General features: G+C 64.9%; 19 protein-coding genes. 12 read left to right on the forward strand and 7 right to left on the reverse strand.

The window, feature by feature from the left end; all coding sequences use genetic code 11:
* The first annotated feature begins 73 nt into the window (after nt 1-73).
* Nucleotides 74-580 carry an OsmC family protein gene (locus tag ABD791_RS19745; RefSeq protein ID WP_425562275.1) on the forward strand — a complete coding sequence of 169 codons (507 nt, stop codon included), beginning with the start codon at nt 74-76 and terminating at the stop codon, nt 578-580.
* Between the two features lie 16 nt (nt 581-596).
* Here the strand turns inward: ABD791_RS19745 and ABD791_RS19750 are convergent, their stop codons facing one another.
* Together ABD791_RS19750 and ABD791_RS19755 are read right to left on the reverse strand one after the other, a co-directional pair.
* On the reverse strand, nt 597-1874 hold the full coding sequence (locus ABD791_RS19750) for an LCP family protein (RefSeq protein WP_345069597.1): 1278 nt from the start codon (nt 1872-1874) through the stop codon (nt 597-599).
* Nucleotides 1875-1977: 103 nt separating this feature from the next.
* The gene (locus ABD791_RS19755; protein ID WP_425562276.1) at nt 1978-2751 is read right to left on the reverse strand and encodes a lysophospholipid acyltransferase family protein; all 774 of its coding nucleotides are present in this window, start codon (nt 2749-2751) and stop codon (nt 1978-1980) included.
* Between the two features lie 117 nt (nt 2752-2868).
* Between ABD791_RS19755 and dxr the strand changes: the two genes are divergently transcribed.
* Entirely contained in the window at nt 2869-3948 is a 1080-nt protein-coding gene (gene dxr / locus ABD791_RS19760; RefSeq protein WP_345069598.1) for a 1-deoxy-D-xylulose-5-phosphate reductoisomerase, read from the forward strand.
* 41 nt (nt 3949-3989) lie between these two features.
* On the opposite strand, the gene ABD791_RS19765 is transcribed toward dxr, so the two are convergent.
* Complete coding sequence (locus tag ABD791_RS19765; RefSeq protein ID WP_345069599.1) at nt 3990-4916, reverse strand: NAD-dependent epimerase/dehydratase family protein; 927 nt, start codon at nt 4914-4916, stop codon at nt 3990-3992.
* Nucleotides 4917-5097: 181 nt separating this feature from the next.
* Here ABD791_RS19765 and ABD791_RS19770 point away from each other — a divergent pair, with 181 nt between their 5' ends.
* The 4 genes from ABD791_RS19770 to ABD791_RS19785 all read left to right on the forward strand — a co-directional run bounded on the left by ABD791_RS19770 (nt 5098) and on the right by ABD791_RS19785 (nt 9133).
* Complete coding sequence (locus ABD791_RS19770; RefSeq protein ID WP_345069600.1) at nt 5098-6471, forward strand: M50 family metallopeptidase; 1374 nt, start codon at nt 5098-5100, stop codon at nt 6469-6471.
* Between the two features lie 127 nt (nt 6472-6598).
* Complete coding sequence (locus tag ABD791_RS19775; protein WP_345069601.1) at nt 6599-7819, forward strand: sensor histidine kinase; 1221 nt, start codon at nt 6599-6601, stop codon at nt 7817-7819.
* Nucleotides 7820-7905: 86 nt separating this feature from the next.
* The gene (locus ABD791_RS19780; protein ID WP_345069602.1) at nt 7906-8577 is read left to right on the forward strand and encodes a response regulator; all 672 of its coding nucleotides are present in this window, start codon (nt 7906-7908) and stop codon (nt 8575-8577) included.
* Nucleotides 8578-8761: 184 nt separating this feature from the next.
* Nucleotides 8762-9133: an SHOCT domain-containing protein gene (locus ABD791_RS19785; RefSeq protein ID WP_345069603.1), complete on the forward strand. Its 372-nt coding sequence runs from the start codon at nt 8762-8764 to the stop codon at nt 9131-9133.
* 138 nt (nt 9134-9271) lie between these two features.
* Here ABD791_RS19785 and ABD791_RS19790 read toward each other — a convergent pair whose 3' ends face one another.
* Nucleotides 9272-10456 (reverse strand): acetyl-CoA C-acetyltransferase, encoded by a 1185-nt coding sequence (locus tag ABD791_RS19790; protein ID WP_345069604.1) that lies wholly within the window; start codon nt 10454-10456, stop codon nt 9272-9274.
* Between the two features lie 85 nt (nt 10457-10541).
* Between ABD791_RS19790 and ABD791_RS19795 the strand changes: the two genes are divergently transcribed.
* From ABD791_RS19795 to ABD791_RS19820, 6 genes are all read left to right on the forward strand, one after another.
* Nucleotides 10542-11288: a 3-hydroxybutyrate dehydrogenase gene (locus tag ABD791_RS19795; protein WP_345069605.1), complete on the forward strand. Its 747-nt coding sequence runs from the start codon at nt 10542-10544 to the stop codon at nt 11286-11288.
* A complete protein-coding gene (locus ABD791_RS19800; protein ID WP_345069606.1) occupies nt 11285-12157 on the forward strand; it encodes an alpha/beta hydrolase in 873 nt (290 codons plus the stop codon). Before ABD791_RS19795 ends, ABD791_RS19800 begins: the two co-directional genes overlap by 4 nt.
* Complete coding sequence (locus ABD791_RS19805; protein WP_345069607.1) at nt 12154-13245, forward strand: alpha/beta hydrolase; 1092 nt, start codon at nt 12154-12156, stop codon at nt 13243-13245. Before ABD791_RS19800 ends, ABD791_RS19805 begins: the two co-directional genes overlap by 4 nt.
* A 103-nt stretch (nt 13246-13348) precedes the next feature.
* Complete coding sequence (gene ispG, locus ABD791_RS19810) at nt 13349-14509, forward strand: flavodoxin-dependent (E)-4-hydroxy-3-methylbut-2-enyl-diphosphate synthase (RefSeq protein ID WP_345069608.1); 1161 nt, start codon at nt 13349-13351, stop codon at nt 14507-14509.
* Between the two features lie 172 nt (nt 14510-14681).
* Nucleotides 14682-16217, forward strand: coding sequence for a M28 family peptidase (locus ABD791_RS19815; RefSeq protein WP_345069609.1), 1536 nt, complete (start codon nt 14682-14684; stop codon nt 16215-16217).
* 228 nt (nt 16218-16445) lie between these two features.
* Nucleotides 16446-18209: a proline--tRNA ligase gene (locus tag ABD791_RS19820; protein WP_345069610.1), complete on the forward strand. Its 1764-nt coding sequence runs from the start codon at nt 16446-16448 to the stop codon at nt 18207-18209.
* 168 nt (nt 18210-18377) lie between these two features.
* Here ABD791_RS19820 and ABD791_RS19825 read toward each other — a convergent pair whose 3' ends face one another.
* From ABD791_RS19825 to ABD791_RS19835, 3 genes are all read right to left on the reverse strand, one after another.
* On the reverse strand, nt 18378-19133 hold the full coding sequence (locus ABD791_RS19825) for a DUF1206 domain-containing protein (protein ID WP_345069611.1): 756 nt from the start codon (nt 19131-19133) through the stop codon (nt 18378-18380).
* 384 nt (nt 19134-19517) lie between these two features.
* Entirely contained in the window at nt 19518-19736 is a 219-nt protein-coding gene (locus tag ABD791_RS19830) for a type II toxin-antitoxin system antitoxin (protein WP_345069612.1), read from the reverse strand.
* Nucleotides 19733-20662, reverse strand: a complete 930-nt coding sequence (locus ABD791_RS19835) for an SPFH domain-containing protein (RefSeq protein WP_345069613.1) — start codon at nt 20660-20662, stop codon at nt 19733-19735. Before ABD791_RS19835 ends, ABD791_RS19830 begins: the two co-directional genes overlap by 4 nt.
* Nucleotides 20663-20809: the final 147 nt, after the last annotated feature.

Below are 20809 nucleotides of genomic sequence, written 5' to 3' on the forward strand. Positions count from 1 at the left end.
ACGATGTGAGCGGGTTGCGCTGAACGTTGCGCTGAGGGTTGGCGCTGTGCGTTGCACTGAGCAAGGAGAGACCATGGCTGGAGTTCTGAATGGAGTGCACAGCTATGCCGTGCAGGTGGTCTGGGAGGGAAACCGCGGAACCGGAACGAGCAGCTACCGCGACTACGGCCGTGAGCACACGGTCTCTGCCGCCGGCAAGCCGGACATCGCGGCATCCGCCGACCGCACCTTTCACGGCAACGCCGACCGGTGGAACCCCGAAGAGTTCTTGCTCACTGCGCTGAGCGAGTGCCACATGCTGTCCTACCTGCATGCGGCCGTGCGGGCCGGCGTGACGGTTGTTGCCTACACGGATGCCGCCACCGGCACCATGGTGCAGACCAGCGACGGCGGAGGACATTTCACCGAGGCCCGGCTGCGGCCGCAGGTCACGGTGGCCGACCCGGCCCAGGTGGAGCTGGCCCAGTCGTTGCATGCCGAGGCTGCTCGGCAGTGCTTCATCGCATCATCCGTCAATTTTCCGGTGCTGCACGAACCACACACCAGTGTCGCGAACACCAGCGCAGTGAACGTCGAATGAGCGGCGTCGTTTCGAACTAGTTGGCCACGGAGCAGGTCTGCTGACTGCCGAGCTGCCCCTTTAAGCCGTTGATGATTTCAGGACCGGGCGTCGGCGCGGTCGTGGCGGCAGCATCCGTCGTGGGGTCTGTCGTTGCTGCATCGGTGGAGCCATCCTCTGGCGCGGTCGGCGTCGTCACCGGAACGGCGGGATCGAGTGTGACAGCGGTGCTCAGCGAATCGACGCTCAGGGTGAATGGCTCGTCAGCGGCAATCTTTGCCATGAGCAGCGCGGAGAGTTCTTCGTCAGGAACCACCTTGTTGTGATTGTCGGGATCTTCGACGACGGGGAACTGAGCGAAAACGAGCTTGTCCAGATCGAGGTCTTTCAGGGTGAGCGCCATGCTGGCCATGGTGTTGAGGTGGGCTAGTGACTCAGAAAGACTCACGTTTTCGGCCGCGGCCGTGGCCAGGTTCAGCAACTTGGGCACGTTGGTGAGAGTCTCGCTACTCTTCATCACCCGCATGAGTGACGACATATAGGCCTGCTGGGACGAGATTCGTGAGAGATCGCTGCCATCGCCGACGTTCTTGCGTGCGCGCAGATAGGAGAGCGCCTGCTGCCCGGACACCACGCTCGTTCCCGCAGGAAGGTCGAGTCCTGATTCCGGATCGGTGATTGCCTCGTCGAGACAAATCGGAACGCCCCCGACCGCGTCACTCATCGCGATAGTTCCGGCAAAAGTGAAGACCGCGGCGTACGGAATCGACAGACCCGTGAGCTCTTCGATGGTGCTCTTGACGCAGCCGAGGCCGCCTCTTCCGTATGCCTCGTTCAGTGGCTGTGCCGACACTGCCCCGAACTCTTCGCCGGTGACCGGATCGACGCAGTCGGGCTGAGGGATGACCAGATCCCGGGGCAGGCTGAGGGCGACTGCGCTCTGATGGTCGGCTGACACATGAAAGAGGATGTTGACGTCGTTGAGGGTGCCGCCGTGACGTTCGTCGGCATCGAACTGCCCCTCCGCATTGTCGGCGCCGACGGCGAGGATGGCGAAGCCGCCCTCGAAGGCACCGAGGGTCGCCGCCGGCGGCACGGGTTCTTCAGTGCCGTTTGAGATGTCGACTGCATTATTCGAGACGGCGGTGCTGAGCTTGGCGAATGCGATCGATGCGACAGAGGCGCCGCTGACGAGCAACACAGCCAGGGTTATCGCCGTCGCCTGAATCAGGGGGCGAACACGTGAGCGCCACACGGAGAGGCGCTTCTGGTGACGGGCAATCGGAACTGCCGTCTTCGAAGCGTCGTCAGTCATTCCCCGAGACTACCGGGCCTCGTGATGCTGCCTGACCCGTTGCTGGCCCTACTTCGGGGGCCCTTCTCGTGCGATGGCGAGGTTCGGGTGGCGATGGGGGAGGTCAGCGCCGTTCGCGCGGAAAGACCTTGTCTGCGATCTTGTGCAGAGTGCCGGCCGGCGGAGATTCGTTGTAGACACCGGCGAGTTCTTGGCCGGACAGCTCGTGGATCGCGGCCATGATCTCGTCGGTGGCGAGGCGCCTTGCCTTGCCGGACTCCGCCGAGCCGTGCGTGCTTACGTCAATCGGAGTGCCGAACTTGACCGTGACTTTGCGAATACGGATGCCCTTGGTTCCGACGGGCTGGATCTCCTGCGTTCCGATCAACCCGACGGGTACGACGACGGCGCCGGTGGTCAAGGCCAGCCAGGCAACGCCCGTGCGACCCTTATAGAGGCGACCGTCGAGTGATCGGGTGCCTTCTGGATAGATCGCGAACGCGCTGTCGGATTCGAGGATGCGACGACCGGCATCCAGAGCGTCTTGGGCGGCCTGGCCGGCACCTCGTTCAACGCCGACAGCGCCGATCGAGGTGAAGAATGTGCGCGAGATCCAGCCCTTCAGGCCAGTGCCGGTGAAGTAGGTGCTCTTGGCGAGAAACTGCACGCGTCGGGGTGCGGTGAGCGGAATGACCAAACTGTCGATGAACGAGAGGTGGTTGCTCGCGAGAATTACGCGTCCGGTTTTCGGAATGTTCTCGCGACCTGTGATCGTCGGGCGAAAGACGAATCGGGCGATCGGAGCCATGATTCCGTAGCCGAGAAAATAGACGAGTCCCGGCCGTTTGGCTTCGCCGGCTTCTTCGGGCGTCTCGGCTGCTTCGGCGTCATTTGTCACGCATCGACACTACCCCGCGTTGTATGCACTCGTTGGCATGAGTCGATCTCGAGGTTGCATCGCGGGATTTCGACAGGCTCAATGAACGGTTCGTCGCCACGGCCTACCATTGTGAAGATGCAGAGAGTAATCATCCTCGGATCGACCGGCTCCATCGGCACCCAAGCCCTCGACGTGATCAAAGCGAATCCGACCCGCTTCGACGTGGTCGGACTCTCGGCGGGGCGCAACCGCGATCTGCTCGATGAGCAGGCAGCAGAGTTTCAGGTTGAGAACACCGCACTCGGCGCCGACGAAGCCGAGCAGCTGGTTCGGGATGTCGACGCCGACGTCGTTCTGAACGGCATCACGGGATCGGTGGGGCTCGGCCCCACTCTCGCTGCGCTCAAGGCCGGGCGCACGCTCGCGTTGGCGAACAAGGAATCCCTCATTGTCGGCGGCGACCTGGTGAAGTCGCTCGCGGCACCCGGACAGATTGTGCCCGTTGACTCCGAGCACTCGGCCATCGCGCAAGCCCTACGCTCCGGAACGCAAGCCGAGGTGCGTCGCCTCGTGCTGACGGCATCCGGTGGCCCCTTTCGCGGGCGGAGTCGCGACCAGCTCACCCAGGTGACGCCGGCCGAGGCGCTCGCGCACCCGACCTGGGCCATGGGCATGGTCGTCACGACGAACTCGGCGACTCTCGTCAACAAGGGACTCGAAGTGATCGAGGCGCACCTGCTGTTCGACGTCGAGTATGACCGGATCGATGTGGTGGTTCACCCGCAGTCGATCGTGCACTCGATGGTTGAGTTCATCGACGGATCGACGATCGCGCAGGCATCGCCGCCCGACATGCGGCTTCCAATCTCGCTCGGTCTCGATTGGCCGCACCGGGTCGGTGCCGTCGGAAAGCCGCTTGACTGGACCACCGCGCAGTCCTGGACGTTCGAGCCGCTCGACGAAGGAGCCTTTCCGGCCGTGCAGCTCGCGAAGCTCGTCGGGCGTGCGGGCGGCACCTACCCTGCGGTGTTCAACGCCGCAAACGAGCAGGCGGTTGCTGCGTTCCATGCCGGCCGGATCGGTTTCTTGGACATCGTCGACACCGTGCAGCGAGTGGTTGAATCTCACGAGCTCGACGGCCAGCTGAGTTTGGAATCGCTCGCTGCGGCGGAGACGTGGGCGCGGGCGGCTGCCGACAGGCTGATTGCGGGCTGAGGCCCGACGGCGCTCCCGCGCTCAGTTCACGCGTTCAGCGCTCAGGCCGAGCTGTTGCGCCGATAGCTTGACGCCGTCGTGAAGAGGGCCTCGTCCCAATCGGTCGCACTCACGCCGAGCTCGCGTTCGGTCTCGGTCGAATCGATGATGTAGGGCACGACAAACTGGTAGCTCGACGCCGAGACTTCTTTCATCATCGGGTTGAGAGCGCCGAGGCTCTTCAACATCCACTGCGGGTAGCCGGAGACCTTGCCCCCTGTTCCGTACTGCACGTTGAGCTGCCGGGCAATCTCGTCACGGTTGTAAGACCCGCTGGGAACATGCCAGATGCGGCCCCAGTCGCCCGCGTAGTCGGCCGCCGCAATCAGGGTCGTTGCGATGTCCGGCAGATAGCTCCAGCTGTGGTTCACCGACGGGATACCGACGATGTGCGCCGTCTTCGAGCGGAGGATCGCGGTGAAGAACGCTTCGCCCAGGTGCGCTGTGCCCCCTGAACCCGGCCCGAAGTAGTCGCTCGCCCGCACCTCGACGGCACGGATGTCGCCGCGCTCGTGGGCGGCACGCACCTTCGCCCAGCCGGCTTGACGAATGAGACCCTTCTTCTCGGTCGTCAGAGGGAGCGAATGCTCGGTCATCGGTGCGGTCGGTGAGCCATAGGGATACAGATTTCCCATGACGACGAGGTTGGCGCCTGAAGCGGATGCCGCGGCGATGGCGGCGTCAAAAATCGGCGGCCAGTCGGTGGCCCAGGTGGTGTACTTCGGGTTGGTGCACAGGAAGATCGTCGACATCCCGGCGGCGGCGTGACTGAACGCATCCGGATCGCTGGCGTCGAGTGCACGCGCCGTCACGCCGGCGGCGGGCGACCCCGAGCGGGTCGCAATCGTCACGGCGTCTCCGCGGGCGGCGAGACGTTCGGCAACCGGGCGGCCGATCAGACCGGCTCCGACAACGAGGTGATGGCTCACGACGGGTCCTCTCCAACATTCAGATAGACGTGCACATGCACGCGCGGGTTCAGCGAGCACTCTAAGTGCAGACGGGTCGTTCACGACAGCCCCGAGGCCGTTATTCGGTCAGTATCCCTGCCAAGGTGGCACAGAGCCAATAACCAGGCGACATGCAGCTTAGGGCCGCTAATCTGAGCCTGTGGATACCGTATTGCTGTTTATCTTGGGCGTTGCCGTCATCGTCGTCGGCTTGGCCGTCTCAATCGGCCTCCACGAAATCGGGCATCTGTTGCCCGCCAAACTCTTCGGGGTCAAGGTCACGCAGTACATGATCGGCTTCGGTCCGACGCTCTGGTCGAAGCGCAAGGGTGAGACCGAGTACGGCATCAAAGCCATTCCGCTCGGCGGATACATCTCAATGATCGGCATGTTCCCACCGAACAAAAACGGGGGAGCCGCGCGCAACGCGACGACCGGCATCTTCAACACGCTCATTCAAGAGGGCGAGCCCAAGAAGAATGCCATCGTGACGATGGTCGACGACGCTCGTCAGGCCAGCGCCGACACAATCGGTGAGGGCGAAGACCACCGCGCGTTCTACCAGCTGCCGGTCTGGAAGCGCATTGTCATCATGTTCGGCGGCCCGTTCATGAACCTGGTGATTGCCGTCGTTCTGTTCGCCGTGCTGTTGATGGGGTTCGGCACCGCTCAGGCCAGCACCACGGTCGGCAGCGTTTCTGCCTGCGTGCTGCCCGCCACGAGCACATCACAGACCTGCGCAGCCGACGCTGAAAAGGCACCGGGAGCCGCCGCCGGACTGAAGCCAGGCGACACACTGATCAGCATCGATGGCACCCCGATCACGAGCTGGAACCAGTCCACCGAGATCATTCGCGACTCTCCAGGCACCCCCCTCGCCGTGGTGGTCGAGCGTGACGGAAAGCAGCGGACGCTGACCATCACCCCCAAACTGACCGAGCGCTACACGCTCGATGAGTCAGGCGCCGCCGTGGTTGGCGCCGACGGAAAGCCCGTGCTGACGGATGTCGGCTTCGTCGGAATCGGCGCCGCGAGCGAACTGGTGCAGCAACCCGCTTCCGCCGTGCTTCCGCAGGTCGGCAGCAACATCGGGGCCGTCGTGCACATGATTGCGAACCTGCCCGACCGCATGGTGCAGGTTGCCACTGCGGCATTCGGGCCAGGCGAGCGCGACCCGAACGGCCCGATCAGCGTGGTCGGCGTTGGCCGGGTCGCCGGTGAGATCGCCAGCATCGACACCATTCCGGTGGCCAGCAAAATCGCGAGCATGCTCGGCTTGCTCGCTTCGCTGAACATCGCGCTGTTCGTGTTCAACCTGATTCCGCTGATGCCCCTCGACGGCGGTCACATCGCCGGAGCACTCTGGGATGGGATCCGCCGCACCTTCGCGAAGCTCTTCGGCCGTGCGAAGCCCGCCCCCGTCGACATGGCCAAGCTGATGCCGCTCACCTTCGCTGTCGTGATCGTGCTCGGCGGTATGAGCCTGCTGCTCATCTACGCGGACATCGTCAAACCGATCAACCTGTTCGGCTAGCGCCTCCCTCGCAACCCGCTTCCCTCACTACCCGCTTCCCTCACTATCCGGGCATACCTCCCCTGGAGTAGTCGGGCGACGCCCAGGGGTGGATGTCGAACCCGGCCCCGAGACGTACCATCGGTACATGCCACCGCCCTGGGCTCCCGACGCTGCCTGGCAGCAGCGCGCCCCCGGAGGGCGCGACGGCGCCGGTGGACCGGGCAACTGGCCCGGCGGCGGGATGCCGGCTGCGGTGCGCCTCTGGCTCCCCGTCGTCGTCTCGTTTCTGATCCAAGTTCCGGCCGTCATCTTCTTGACTGTGAATTTCTCCGGCCCAGGCAACGTCATTGCGGCCATCGCCTGCGCTCTGCTCGGACCCCTCGCCCTGATCGGTGCGCGTCGCTTTCCCGGCCCGGTGGCCCTGGTCGCCGCGCTCGCTGCCGCCGGGCTGGTGCTTCTGCGCCCCGACATCGGCACCCCGAACATCGCGCTCGCGTTTGCGATCGTGCTCGGCATCGTGAGGGGCGCCCGCATCTGGGTGTACACATCCGTCGCCCTCGTCTGGGTATCGACCATCGCTGTGGCCACCCTGATCGGGTCGAACCTGCATCCTTTGCGGATCGCCTTCACGACGCTCGCGCTCGCCCTCGCGATGGGAATCGGCGAAATCATCAGGATGCGGCGTGAACATTTTCAGTCGATGCGCCGCTCGGCGCAGAACCGACGCATCGACGCCGAACAGCGTGAACGAGTGAGGATCGCCCGTGAACTTCACGATGTGCTCGGCCACTCGCTCTCTCAGATCAACGTGCAGGCCAGCGTCGGCTTGCACCTGATCGACTCGCAGCCGGAGAAAGCGGCCGAGGCGCTGGCCAGCATTAAGGCGACGAGCAAGAACGCTCTCGACGAGGTGCGCATGGTGCTCGGAATCCTGCGCTCCGACGCCGCGGGCGAGAGCGCCGCGCCGCTGTCGCCCGAGCCGGACCTCGCCGGACTTCCTGCCCTGTTCGACACGTTCCGCGATCAAGGGATGGACGTGACCTATGTGAACGCCCTCGATGCGGAGTCGGCCGCGCCTGCTGCCACGCAGCTGGCGCTCTACCGGATCTGCCAGGAGGCTCTCACCAACGTGTTGCGTCACGCCGAGTCGAGCGCGGCATCCGTGTTCATCGGCGTTGATCAGAGCGGATACCTCGTCAGTGTCACCGACGACGGGCCAGCTTTGCACGGTGCGATCATTCCGGGCGGCGGGCTGCTGGGCATGCGTGAGCGGGCCGAGCTGCTCGGCGGCAGCCTGCGCTACGGAGCAGGGTCCAACGGCGGATTTCAGATCGAGGCGCGCATCCCGCTGCGAGGCAGCCGGTGAGCGCGGACAGCAGAGACGTGCCTCAGACGGAGTCCGGTTCAAGCGGCGGAGCGCCAGTCGGCGCCGGATCCGACGGCTCCGACGGCATGAAAAACGCGCAGATCCGTGTCGTGATCGCCGACGACCAGCAGCTGATCAGGGCAGGGTTTCGGGCACTTCTGGAATCCGTTGCGGACATCGAGGTCGTCGCCGAGGCCGCGACCGGAAGGCAGGCCGTGGCGCAGGTCAGCCAGCATCGTCCCGACGTCGTGCTCATGGACATCCGGATGCCAGACGGCGACGGTCTCTGGGCCACCGAGCAGATCGTGAAGGATGCCGCGCTGTCGGCCACGCACATCGTTATCGTGACGACGTTTGAGCTCGACGAGTACGTCGCTCACGCGATCCGGGCCGGGGCCAGCGGTTTTCTGGTCAAAGACACCGAGCCGACCGAGCTGATCCGGGCGGTGCACGTGGTGGCCGCCGGCGACGGGCTGCTCTCGCCGGGCGTCACGCGGCGTCTGCTGGAGCGGATGGCGGCGAACCTGGTCGACAGCCGTGACGCCGCGTCGCTCGAGGTGCTCACTGAACGGGAGCGCGAGGTGCTCGGCCTCGTCGGTCGCGGGCTGACCAATGCGGAAATCGGAGTGCGACTCGTTCTCAGTCCGTTGACTGCGAAGACGCATGTGTCGCGGATCATGACGAAGCTCGGTGCACGCGACAGGGTGCAGCTGGTCATCATCGCATTCGAAGCCGGACTGGTCAGCCCGGGGCTCTGACTCGCGCGCTGCATTCTGGGCGGCCGTGTTCCGGTGCGCGCTGCATCCTGAGCGATCGTGTCCGGTTTCGGCTGCTCCCGGAGGAGTAGTCGAAGTGACGCCGAGCGGCAGATTCGCGCCGGTCGTCGAGCGACGATTCTGAAGGTATCGGCTCGACGAGGCCGCTCCCACGATTGGACACATCATGTCGACCGCACTTCTGACAACAGTTCCCGCGTTGCTCGCCCATCCGGGCTTCGGTTGCGGCTGGGGATGGGGACCCGGCTGGTTCTTTCTGCTCTTTCCCCTATTCTGGATCATCGTTCTCATCGTCATCTTCTCGGTTTTCGGGCGTCGCTGGCGTCGCGGTATGCGGCAAATGGGGCCGGGCGCCGGTTACGACGGTGGCTATGGGCATCCGTACTGGGGCCAGGCATCTGACTCCTCAAGCGCAGAGAAGACCCTCGCTGAGCGGTTCGCGCAGGGGGACATCGACGAGGTGGAGTATCGGGCCCGACTCGAGGTGCTGCGCGCCAACCGGCCCGCTGGCCCCGGCCCGGTGCCGCCGCAGCAGTAAGACCTTCTCGCTCGCCCGCCCGCCCGCCCGCGTTCGCGTCGAGCGCCGAGTTTGACACTTGCGGTCGAGTTTCCCCGGCACACCAGGGAAACTCGACCGCAACGGTCAAAGTCGGTGTGGAGGGCGAGAGAGCAGTAGCTACCGCGAGAGCAACAACGCCTCACCCTGACCGCCGCCGCCGCAGAGCGAGACCGCGGCCTTGCCCGATCCGCGCCGTGCGAGTTCGAGGGCGGCGTGCAACGCGAGGCGGGCACCGGATGCCCCGATCGGGTGGCCGATCGCAATCGCACCACCGTGGATGTTCACCCGGTCGCTCGAGAGCCCCAGATCCTTCGTCGACTGCACCGACACGGCGGCGAAGGCCTCATTGATCTCAACTAGATCCAGCTCGCCGGCGACCCAGCCGGCCTTGCCGAGTGCCTGGGCGATCGCGTTCGAGGGCTGCGAGTGCAGCGAGTTGTCTGGCCCGGCCACCTGACCTGATGCGCCGACGACAGCCAGCCAGGTCAGGCCGTGTTCTTCGGCCCAGGCTCGGCTCGTGAGCACCACTGCTGACGCGCCATCCGAGAGCGGAGACGAGTTGCCGGCGGTGATGGTGCCGTCTGGGGAGAACGCCGGGCGCAATCCGCCGAGCGTCAGGGCGGTGCTGTCGCCGCGCACTCCTTCATCTGCGGTGAGCAGCAGTGGCTCCCCGCGACGTTGAGGCACGCTGATCGGCGTGATCTCGTCGGCGAAGAGACCCGCAGCAGCCGCGGCTGCCGCACGCTGATGGGAGGCCGCGGCGACGGCATCCTGTTCGGGCCGCTGGATGCCCAGTGACCCGTTGATCTGCTCGGTCGACAGCCCCATCGACAACCCGTCGAAGGCATCCGTCAAACCGTCGTGCGCGGCGTGATCGAGCGCAGCGACGGTGCCGTACGCCCAACCCTGGCGGGATCCGGGGAGCAGGTGCGGAGCACGCGTCATCGACTCCTGGCCACCGGCGACGACGACATTTGCCTCGCCCAAACGGATGAGCCTGGCCGCGTCGATGATCGCCGCGAGCCCCGAGAGGCACACCTTGTTCAGCGTCATCGACGGAACGCTCCAGGGGATGCCGGCCGCGATCGCGCTCTGCCTGGCCGGGTTCTGGCCACATCCCGCCTGCAACACCTGCCCCATCAGTACCGCGTCGACCTGCTCCGGCGCGACGCCGGTGCGCGCAAGGGCTCCGGTGATCGCCGCGGCACCGAGCTGCACGGCGGTGAACGAGGCGAGCTGGCCGTTGATGCGCCCCTGCGGGGTGCGTGAACCGCCGAGGATGACGACGTCGGTGGCGTTCATGATGACTCCTTTGTCGGTGACCGCCCTTGACGGCCCGGTTTCTTCCATCATAGGTTTCACGCAGCACACAATGAGGGGCGGGCGGATGACTGATCTGCGCGGGCGACATGCCGTCGTCACCGGGGGAGCGAACGGGATCGGAGAAGCCTGTGCTCGGGCGTTCGCCGCCGCGGGCGCCGAGGTGACGATCGCCGATCTGAACGCCGACGCCGCTGCCCGGCTCGCCGCCGAGCTCGGCGGAACCGCCTGGCCCGTCGACCTGGCCGACACGAAAGCACTCGCCGGGGTGACACTCGACTGCGACATCCTGGTCAACAACGCCGGCATTCAACACGTCAGCCCGATCGAGACCTTCGATCCAGACAGATTCGCGTTGATGCTTCGCCTCATGCTCGAAGCGCCGTTCCTGCTCATTCGGGCGGCACTGCCCGCAATGTACGAGCGCGAGTTCGGGCGCATCATCAACATTTCAAGCGTTCATGGTCTGCGCGCCTCGCCATTCAAATCGGCCTACGTCGCAGCGAAGCACGGGCTCGAGGGGCTCTCCAAAGTCACCGCTCTCGAAGGCGGCGAACACGGGGTGACCAGCAATTGCATCAACCCCACCTATGTGCGCACCGCCCTGGTCGAGGCCCAACTGCCCGACCAGGCGCGGCTTCACGGCATCAGCGAAACGGATGTTGTGCGTGACGTCATGCTGGCAGAGAGTGTGATCAAACGGCTGGTTGAACCCGAAGAAGTTGCGGCGATGGCGCTGTGGCTGGCTGGCCCCAGCGCAGGAATGATCACCGGCGCCAGCCATGTGATCGACGGAGGATGGACAGCGAGATGAGCAACCAGGCTTTTTCGGTTCCGGTGGTCGGCGGGATGCTCAGCGGAGGCAGCTGGGACCGCGCCGGCACCCCGACACTCGTCGCCATCCACGGCATAACCGCATCGCATCGGAGCTGGCCCGTCGTCGCCCGCCAACTCGACGGCATCCGTGTCGTAGCCCCCGACCTGCGTGGCCGCGGTCGCAGCAACTCGCTCCCCGGCCCCTGGGGGCTCCGCCGTCTCGCCGACGATGTGGCGGCGATGATGGATGCCCTCGAAATCGAACGGGCGCCGCTTCTCGGCCATTCGATGGGAGCCTTTGTCGCCGTCTGCCTGGCCCACCAGCATCCCGACCGGGTCGAATCTGTGGTGATGGTCGACGGCGGCCTGCCGATCGAGCGGCCCGCCGGCGTGGAACCGGAGGCGATGCTCGGCCCGGCCGCCGAACGGCTCTCTCGCACCTTTGCCTCACGCGCCGGGTATCAGGAATTCTGGCGGGCGCATCCGGCATTCACCGACGCCTGGACGATCGATGTGGCCGAGTATGTCGACTACGACCTCGAGGGAGAGGAACCGCTCCTGCGCGCATCGACCCGGTTCGAGGCGATGGCTGAAAACGTGAGGGAGCTCGACGGGTCAGGCGGTTATGCGGAGGCGTTGACCGGCTTGACGCTCCCGATCGACTTCGTGCGGGCGCCGCGCGGTCTGCTGAACGAGCCGATCGCGCTCTACGGACAGGCCGTGGTCTCGGAGTACGCCTCGCGCATGCCGAATCTCACCGTGCATCAGGTCGACAACGTCAACCACTACACCATCATCATGTCTGAGCGCGGAGCGGCCGAGGTCGCCGCCATCGTGCGCCACCGCCTGAGAGAGGACCACGCATGACCCAGCTCATTCTGGACGGCATCGTTGCCGGCACCATCGACAGTCACCGCCTGCGCACCGGGGTGCTTGAACGCCCGAGCACCGGACACGGTCACCGCAGCGGCGACGATGACGGTGCCGGGCCGACAGCGGTTTTCGTGCACGGCAACGTGTCGTCGGCACTTTTCTGGCAGCCGACGATGCGCAGCCTTCCCGACAGCGTGCGGGCGCTCGCCCTCGACCTGCGCGGCTTCGGCAACTCCGACACGCTGCCCGTGGATGCCACCAGAGGCCTCCGCGACTATTCAGACGATGTGGCGGCAGCACTCGAGCAACTCGGAGTGACCCGCGCTCACCTCGTCGGCTGGAGCATGGGCGCCGGAGTCGTTCTGCAGTTGCTGCTCGATCACCCGGATCTCGTCGCGAGCGTCACACTCGTGTCGCCGGTTTCGCCCTATGGCTTCGGCGGCACGGCGGGTGCCGAAGGCCGCCGCCTCACCCACGACGATGCCGGTACGGGGGCGGGCGGCGCGAACCCCGACTTCGTGGCGCGCTTGGCCGACGGCGATGAGACTGCCGATGAGCAAACCTCGCCGCGCAGCGTCTATCAGACCGCCTATGTGAAGCCGCCGTTCTCCTCCGACCTTGACGATGTCTGGGTGGCGTCGATGCTCACCACCGCGACAGGCGACGGAAACTATCCGGGTACGGCGCTGGCATCCGACAACTGGCCGGGATTCGCCCCGGGGGAGCTCGGCGTGCTGAACACCATGGCGCCACGCTACTTCAACGTCAGTGGAATCGTCGATCTCGACACCAAGCCACCGATCCTCTGGGTGCACGGTGCCGATGACGCGATCGTGTCAGACACCTCGTTCTTCGATATCAACTTTCTCGGCCAGCTCGGCGTGATTCCCGGCTGGCCCGGTGCCGAGGTGGCGCCGCCACAGCCGATGATCGCCCAGACCCGTGCCGTCCTGGACGCCTATCGGCAGGCGGGGGGAGTCGCGACGGAGGTCACGTTTGAGGAGTGCGGGCACTCGCCGCACCTCGAACACCCGACGCAGTTCGCGGCGGCGCTCGCCGGTCATCTGCGCAGTGCCTCCTGAATCGGCTCGTCCTCCGGGCTCCTGAACAGGGGGCTTCCTGAATCGGGGCGGGTGCGGCACCGGCGTTCAGGATGCGCCGACCGCACACGCGTAAGCTGTGTTTGTGGCTGCAATCAACTTGGGGATGCCTAAAGTACCTGAGGTACTCGCTCCCAGACGTAAGACTCGTCAGATCAAAGTCGGCAAGGTACTCGTCGGCGGTGGCGCTCAAATCAGCGTGCAATCGATGACGACGACTCCAACACCGAACATCAACGCGACTCTGCAGCAGATCGCAGAGCTCACGGCATCCGGATGCGACATCGTGCGCGTCGCCGTGCCGAGCCGCGACGATGCCGAGGCGCTACCGATCATCGCCAAGAAGAGTCAGATCCCGGTGATCGCCGACATTCACTTCCAGCCGAACTACGTCTACGCGGCCATCGACGCCGGCTGCGCCGCTGTGCGCGTCAATCCCGGCAACATCCGCAAGTTCGACGATCAGGTCGCCAAGATTGCTGCCGCTGCGAAGGCTGCAGACGTGTCGATCCGCATCGGTGTCAACGCCGGATCGCTCGAGCCGAGCATCCTGCAGAAGTACGGCAAAGCCACCGCAGAGGCTCTCGTCGAGAGCGCGGTCTGGGAGGCGAGCCTGTTCGAGGAGCACGACTTTCACGACTTCAAGATTTCGGTCAAGCACAACGACCCCATCGTCATGGTCAAGGCCTACCGGCTTCTCGCCGAACGCGGCGACTGGCCGCTGCACCTCGGTGTGACCGAGGCCGGCCCGTCGTTCCAGGGCACGATCAAGAGCGCCACGGCGTTCGGCATTCTGCTCTCTGAGGGCATCGGCGACACCATCCGCGTCTCGTTGTCGGCCCCGCCGGTCGAGGAGATCAAGGTCGGCCTGCAGATCCTGCAGTCGCTGAACCTGCGTGAGCGCAAGCTCGAAATCGTCTCTTGCCCGAGCTGTGGGCGGGCCCAGGTGGATGTTTACAAGCTCGCCAACGACGTCACCGACGGCCTCGAGGGCATGAGTGTTCCGCTGCGCGTTGCCGTGATGGGTTGCGTGGTGAACGGCCCGGGTGAGGCCCGCGAGGCAGACCTGGGCGTGGCATCCGGCAACGGCAAGGGGCAGATCTTCGTCAAGGGCGAGGTCATCAAGACGGTTCCTGAATCGGAAATCGTGGCGACCTTGATCGAAGAAGCAAACCGTTTGGCTGCCGAAATGCCGGCCAGCGACACGAGCGTGGGGTCACCGGTCGTGACGGTCGGCGCGAAGTAGTCCGCCTTCCGGCTGCGCCTTCCGGTCCGTCGAGACCCCGCCTGTTCCGATAACGATCGAGTAACGACTCCCACCAAGTCTGACTTGTCAGGGCACCCTCCTCAGTGACGGGCGCCCCAACCGGGGTGTCGTATGAGACGAGGCCCCCACCAGGGGCTGATCGGAGCACATCGTGCGAGGTAGAAGAACCCTGCTCACCGGACTGGTTGTCGCGGCCATCCTTGTGCCGGCAACGACGGCGTTGGCCGTCGATGCGGTCGACACCACGAAGATTCGCAAAGCGGTAAGCGTCAACGGCATCCTGCAACACGAACGGGCGCTGCAACGCATCGCAAACGCCAATGGGGGCACACGGGCGTCCGGTACTCCAGGGTTCGCCGCCTCCGCGGCGTACGTCAAGAAGGAACTGTCTAAGGCCGGCTACAAGGTCACCGAGCAGACTTTCGAGTTCCCGTTCTACCAAGAGGTCACTCCCGCCACGGTGAGCCAGCTGTCGCCGACGCCGACGAGCTACGAAACCTCAACGCTGCAATACTCCGGAAGCGGTGACGTGATCGGCGATCTCGTGCCCACAACCAACGTCGTGATTCCCGCAACAGAAACACCCAGCTCGGCGTCAGGATGTCTGGTCACCGACTATGCGCCCGCATCGACAACCTCTCCGCAAGTGGCGCTCATCCAGCGCGGAACGTGCACGTTTGCAGAAAAGATCGCCGCAGCGACTGAGGCCGGATACGACGCCGCTCTGGTCTTCAACGAAGGAAACCCGGGCCGGACTGAGCTCCTCACCGGGGTGACGCTCGGAGCACCGGTTGCCATCCCGGTCGCCGGACTCAGCTATGCGGATGGCGTCGCCCTCTACGACGCCACACAGGCGGGGCCGGTCAGCGTCGAAGTCACCGCGGAGGTCATCGCGGAAACACGTACCACGACCAACATCCTGGCCGACTCCCCGAAGGGCAACCGCGACAAGGTCGTCGTCGTCGGTGCCCACCTGGATTCGGTTCTCGAGGGCCCGGGAATCAACGACAACGGCAGCGGCACCAGCGTGATCTTGGAAACCGCCATCCAACAGTCAAAACTGAAGATCAAGCCGCAGCAGCAGGTGCGGTACGCCTTCTGGGGAGCTGAGGAATCGGGTCTGCTCGGCTCAACGCACTACGTGGAAAGCCTGAGCGATGACGGATTGGCTGCCATCTATGCGAACCTGAATTTCGACATGCTGGGATCGCCCAATTATGTGCGCTTCGTCTACGACGGCGATGGTTCAGCGGATCCCGACGGACTCTCCGGTCCTCCCGGATCGGCGCAGATCGAATCGATCTTCACTGACTACTTCGCCGCAGCCGGACTCGCGACAGCCCCGACCGCGTTCGATGGCCGTTCCGACTACGGGCCGTTCATCGCTGCCGGTATTCCGGCAGGTGGACTCTTCAGCGGAGCAGAAGAACTCAAGACGGCCGAGGAAGCAGCAGTGTACGGCGGAACCGCCGACGCACCGTATGACGCGTGCTATCACCAGGCCTGCGACAGCATGAACAACCTGAGCACCGCGGCGTTGAACGAGCTCGGCGATGCGGCGGCTCATGCCGTGATGACGCTGGCGCTCACCCGGACAGGATTCTTCGAAGACGGCAGCCGGATGGCTCCGACTCCGCAGATTTCGGTTGACGACCTGAACTACTGGGGGAGCAACCTGGTTCGCTGAGTGAACACGGGTCAGGTCGGTTCACCAGTGGTCGGCCTGACCCGTATTGCTTGTCCCCATTAGTAGTGCTTGTCCCCATTCGACGGAGATTTCGCCCGAGAACCTCGAGATCGGCCTGAAATCGGGCAGATCCGCGAAAATCTCCGTCGAATGGGTTGCGTGACGAATCAGATCTCCTGAAAACTCGCCCACCGGACGCACCGCTGACCCGGGGCTAAAGTAGAACCCGTGCCTACACGCCTGTCTAACTATTTCCTCCGTACTCTTCGAGAAGACCCCTCCGACGCCGAGGTGACCAGCCACCGCCTGCTCGTGCGCGCCGGCTACATCCGTCGCCAGGCCCCTGGCATCTTCGCCTGGCTGCCGCTCGGCCTGCGCGTGAAGGGCAAGATCGAAGCGATCGTGCGCGAGGAGATGGCGAACGCCGGCGCTCACGAAGTGCACTTCCCTGCACTGCTGCCGCGTGAACCTTACGAGGTCACCGGTCGCTGGGACGAGTACGGCGACGGGCTGTTCCGTCTGCAGGACCGCAAGGGTTCCGACCTGCTGCTCGCTCCGACGCACGAAGAAGTCTTCACCTTGCTGGTGAAGGACCTCTACAACAGCTACAAGGACCTTCCCCTGTCGATCTACCAGATCCAGGACAAGTACCGCGACGAGGCGCGTCCCCGTGCCGGCCTGCTGCGCGGCCGCGAGTTCACGATGAAAGACGCGTACTCGTTCGACTACACCGATGCCGGTCTCGACGTCAGCTACCAGGCGCAGCGCGACGCGTACGAGCGCATCTTCACCCGTCTCGGCCTCGAATACGTGATCGTGAAGGCGGATGCCGGTGCGATGGGCGGCTCGAAGAGCGAAGAATTCCTGCACCCGACTCCGGTCGGCGAAGACACATTCGTGCGTTCGGCCGGTGGCTATACGGCCAACGTCGAGGCGTTCACCACTGTTGTTCCGCCGTCGCGCAGCTGGGAGAAGCTGACTCCGGCCGAGGTGCTCGACACCCCGGACACCCCCACCATCGACGCGCTCGTCGAACGTGCCAACAGCGCCCACCCGCGCCCGGACGGTCGCGCATGGACCGCAGCCGACACCCTGAAGAACGTCGTGCTCGCCCTGACGCAGCCCGATGGCACCCGTGAGCTCGTTGTCGTCGGCATCCCCGGCGACCGTGAAGTCGACCTCAAGCGCGTCGAGGTTGCCTTCGCTCCAGCCGAGGTCGAGCCCGCCAACGAGGCTGACTTCGCCAAGAACCCGGGCCTGGTCAAGGGCTACATCGGCCCGTGGACTGCAGAAGGCGCCGTGCTGGGCGAGAAGTCGACCACCGGCATCCGTTTTCTCGTTGACCCGCGCGTGGTCGACGGCACCGGTTGGATCACCGGCGCCAATGTGCACGGCAAGCACGTCTTCGGCCTCGTTGCCGGGCGTGACTTTCAGGCGGATGGCACTGTTGAAGCCGCCGAGGTGCGTGCCGGTGACCCTGCTCCCGACGGCTCAGGTCCGGTCGAGTTGGCCCGCGGCATGGAGATCGGTCACGTCTTCCAGCTCGGACGCAAGTATGCAGAAGCGCTCGGCCTCAAGGTGCTCGACGAAAACGGCAAGCTCGTCACCGTCACGATGGGCTCCTACGGCATCGGCGTGACCCGCATCCTCGCGATCATCGCCGAGCTGAATAACGACGCGAAGGGCCTGATCTGGCCCGAGTCGGTGTCACCGTTCGATGTGCAGGTCATCGCGACCGGCCGTGACGAGATCGTCTTCGAGACCTCGGAAACCGTCGTCGCAGCAATCGAGGCCACCGGCCGCGACGTGCTCTACGACGACCGTCGCAAGGTCTCGCCTGGTGTGAAATTCGGCGACGCCGAGCTCATCGGCATCCCGAACCTGGTGATCGTCGGACGCGGTGCTGCAGACGGCATCGTCGAGTTCTGGGACCGCAAGACGGGCGAGCGCGAGCAGGTCGCCATCGCCGACGTCGCGGCGCGTCTCGGCTAGCGTCAGGCCCCACCGCACCACCGAAACCGCAGTGGTTGTCGTTCTTCGAGAGAGGGGCGACAACGACTGCGGTTTTTGCGTTCCATCACAGAATTCGATCTCCGCGGCGCTGCGCGGTATCCAGGATCTCCTGGGTAAGCCGCATGCCATCCGGTTCGTTCTCGGTGGCTAGAGCCGCACGAGCCTGGCGCGCAGGATGAAGAAGACGCCGTATGCGACCAGGCCGGCGCCGATGACGGTGAGAGTCACGTCTCCGTATGGCAGTTCCATCAGGCCTTTGAGTGCGCCATCCATGCCACTCAAGCGATCCCGATCGACGGTGAACGGCGCGAAGACGAAGACCAGACCAACGAGGCAGAGCGCGAGGCCCTTGGTCGTATAGCCGAGAATACCGAGCACGATGGTCGCGACTCCTCCGGCGCCGTTCGGCACTCGAATCGCCGAGCTGAATCGTGCGGTGAGCCCGCTGAACGCGAACGAGATGCCGACAGCGAGCACAACGAGACCGACAATGACGATGATGATTCCGCCACCGGGAAGCTCGAGCAATCGCACGGTCGCTCGTCTGGTGATTTCGGCGGTACTCGTCGATGATCCTCGCGCGAACGTGAAGGCCGTCGCGGCAATGACCACATAGCCGACGCCCTTTCCAAGCTCGACGACGCGAAAAGACCACCGGCGGAGGGGCGCGGGATTGTTGGCCAGCAGAGCGGTGATAATTTGCCAGCCGCAGAGTGCCAGCATGCCGATCAGCACAATCCAGAGCAGTACGGTGCCCCCGGGAATGGCCGAAATCTGATGGAGCGCCCCCGACTGATCGGCCTCTCCGCTGCTCGTGCCCGTCGCAATGCCGAGCGCGATTGCACCGATCATGATGTGCAGGATGCCGATGGCCGCGATGCCAGACCGCGTCAGGATTCTCATGGGCCGTCGTTGTTCGACCCGACGGGCAGCGGCCTTCGTTGCCGCTTTGGCCGATCCACGCCCCGATTTCACTTGCCAAGGCTATCCCGGCCGAGCGGTGGTTCTGTGCCGTAGCAACGTTCGGACGAGCCTGGCACCCGAGTGAGCGCATCCGTCGACAATCTCAGCGCATCGCTCGACGGACTCAATCATCGAGCGGGACCGAAATGAGGACCGGAGGTGTGTCGCTGCGGCTGAGCTCAGACTGCTCCGTGGTCGAACCTCGGCCGACACACCTCCACTCCTCGTTTCGGTACCCCGCCGGAGCCGGATTGTGACGTGCGTTCAAGGATCGGCCGACGGGGGCTCGACAGGCTGGACCAACGGTGCGGCCCCAGAGGGCGGTCAGTCCGACTGAGCCTCAGACGGCTCCTTCTTCGGACGACCCCGCGGGTTCGGCGGGCTGAGGTTGGCGGGCGCACGGCCCGCCTTCACGACCGCCTGCCGCAAGATCATTTCGATCTGCGCGTTGACGCTGTGGAGGTCGTCGGCTGCCCATCGGGCCAGCGCGTCGTGGAGTGCCGGGTCGATGCGTAGCAGTACTTGCTTACGCTCGCGGGTCACGAGTACAAGGTGCCGGTGTTCACGATGGGGGAGGCCGGCTGGTCGCTGCAGAGCACGACCATGAGATTGCTCACCATCGCGGCCTTTCGTTCGTCGTCGAGTTCGACGATGTTTCCCTCGCTCAGCTTGGTGAGTGCCAGTTCGACCATGCCGACGGCGCCCTCCACGATGCGGGTGCGCGCAGCAACGACGGCGTTCGCCTGCTGCCGGCGCAGCATCGCCTGGGCGACTTCGGCAGCGTACGCGAGGTGGCTGATGCGCACCTCGACGATCTCGACGCCGGCGAGGGAGATCCGCTCTGCGACCTCATGGGCAAGTTCATTGGCGACCTGGTCAGTCGAACCGCGGAGCGAGGTGCCGCCGCTTTCTGACCCGTCGTACGGGTGCGTGGTCGCGGTGTGTCGCAGGGCGGACTCGGCCTGCACCGAAACGAAGTCAACGTAGTTGTCGACGGCGTAGGTGGCTTTCGACGTGTCGGCCACCTGCCAGACCACGATCGCCGCGATCTCGACGGGGCTGCCGTCGGCATCGTTGACCTTGAGACGATTCGTCTCGAAGTTGCGCACCCGAACGCTGACACTGTGGCGGGTTGAGAACGGCATCACCAGCGACATCCCTGGCCGGCGCACGGTTCCGACGTAGCGCCCGAAGAACTGAACAACCTTGGTCTGCCCCGGTTGCACAATGACCAGAGACGACAGCAGCACCACGAACACCGCGATGAAAACGAGCCCCAACACCACGAGGAGGGGTATCGCAGAGCCGACAACGATGATTCCGATCCCGAGAGCGAGTGCGACGACAGCGGTGAGTAGGCCGAGTCCGCCTGGCATCGACGCAGCGGTCCGTTCCTCGATCTCCACTCGAACTCCGTCGTGGCCGACAGGGACTGCTTCGACCGTGGGGGTGTTGCTCTGAATGCTCATCGTGCTCCGCTCATCGTCAAGTAAAGTGATATCACTTTATTGGTTCGGGATGATCTGACGCAACACGCCGCCGGGGTGATGTCGCAGGGCGGCGAACGTGTGACGAGAGCCCGCAGAGTCAGGTACCGTTAGAGGTGAGCCCGCTGC

The sequence above is a fragment of the Glaciibacter kafniensis genome, assembly GCF_039538945.1.
In the GTDB taxonomy this organism is placed as follows: Bacteria; Actinomycetota; Actinomycetes; order Actinomycetales; family Microbacteriaceae; genus Cryobacterium; species Cryobacterium kafniensis.

Coding starts and splice junctions, on each gene's coding strand:
- ABD791_RS19745 (WP_425562275.1), top strand. CDS start 74: ATGGCTGGAGTTCTGAATGGAGTGCACAGCTATGCCGTGCAGGTGGTC.
- ABD791_RS19750 (WP_345069597.1), bottom strand. CDS start 1,874: ATGACTGACGACGCTTCGAAGACGGCAGTTCCGATTGCCCGTCACCAG.
- dxr (WP_345069598.1), top strand. CDS start 2,869: ATGCAGAGAGTAATCATCCTCGGATCGACCGGCTCCATCGGCACCCAA.
- ABD791_RS19775 (WP_345069601.1), top strand. CDS start 6,599: ATGCCACCGCCCTGGGCTCCCGACGCTGCCTGGCAGCAGCGCGCCCCC.
- ABD791_RS19780 (WP_345069602.1), top strand. CDS start 7,906: ATGAAAAACGCGCAGATCCGTGTCGTGATCGCCGACGACCAGCAGCTG.
- ABD791_RS19785 (WP_345069603.1), top strand. CDS start 8,762: ATGTCGACCGCACTTCTGACAACAGTTCCCGCGTTGCTCGCCCATCCG.
- ABD791_RS19790 (WP_345069604.1), bottom strand. CDS start 10,456: ATGAACGCCACCGACGTCGTCATCCTCGGCGGTTCACGCACCCCGCAG.
- ABD791_RS19795 (WP_345069605.1), top strand. CDS start 10,542: ATGACTGATCTGCGCGGGCGACATGCCGTCGTCACCGGGGGAGCGAAC.
- ABD791_RS19800 (WP_345069606.1), top strand. CDS start 11,285: ATGAGCAACCAGGCTTTTTCGGTTCCGGTGGTCGGCGGGATGCTCAGC.
- ABD791_RS19805 (WP_345069607.1), top strand. CDS start 12,154: ATGACCCAGCTCATTCTGGACGGCATCGTTGCCGGCACCATCGACAGT.
- ABD791_RS19825 (WP_345069611.1), bottom strand. CDS start 19,133: ATGAGAATCCTGACGCGGTCTGGCATCGCGGCCATCGGCATCCTGCAC.
- ABD791_RS19835 (WP_345069613.1), bottom strand. CDS start 20,662: ATGAGCATTCAGAGCAACACCCCCACGGTCGAAGCAGTCCCTGTCGGC.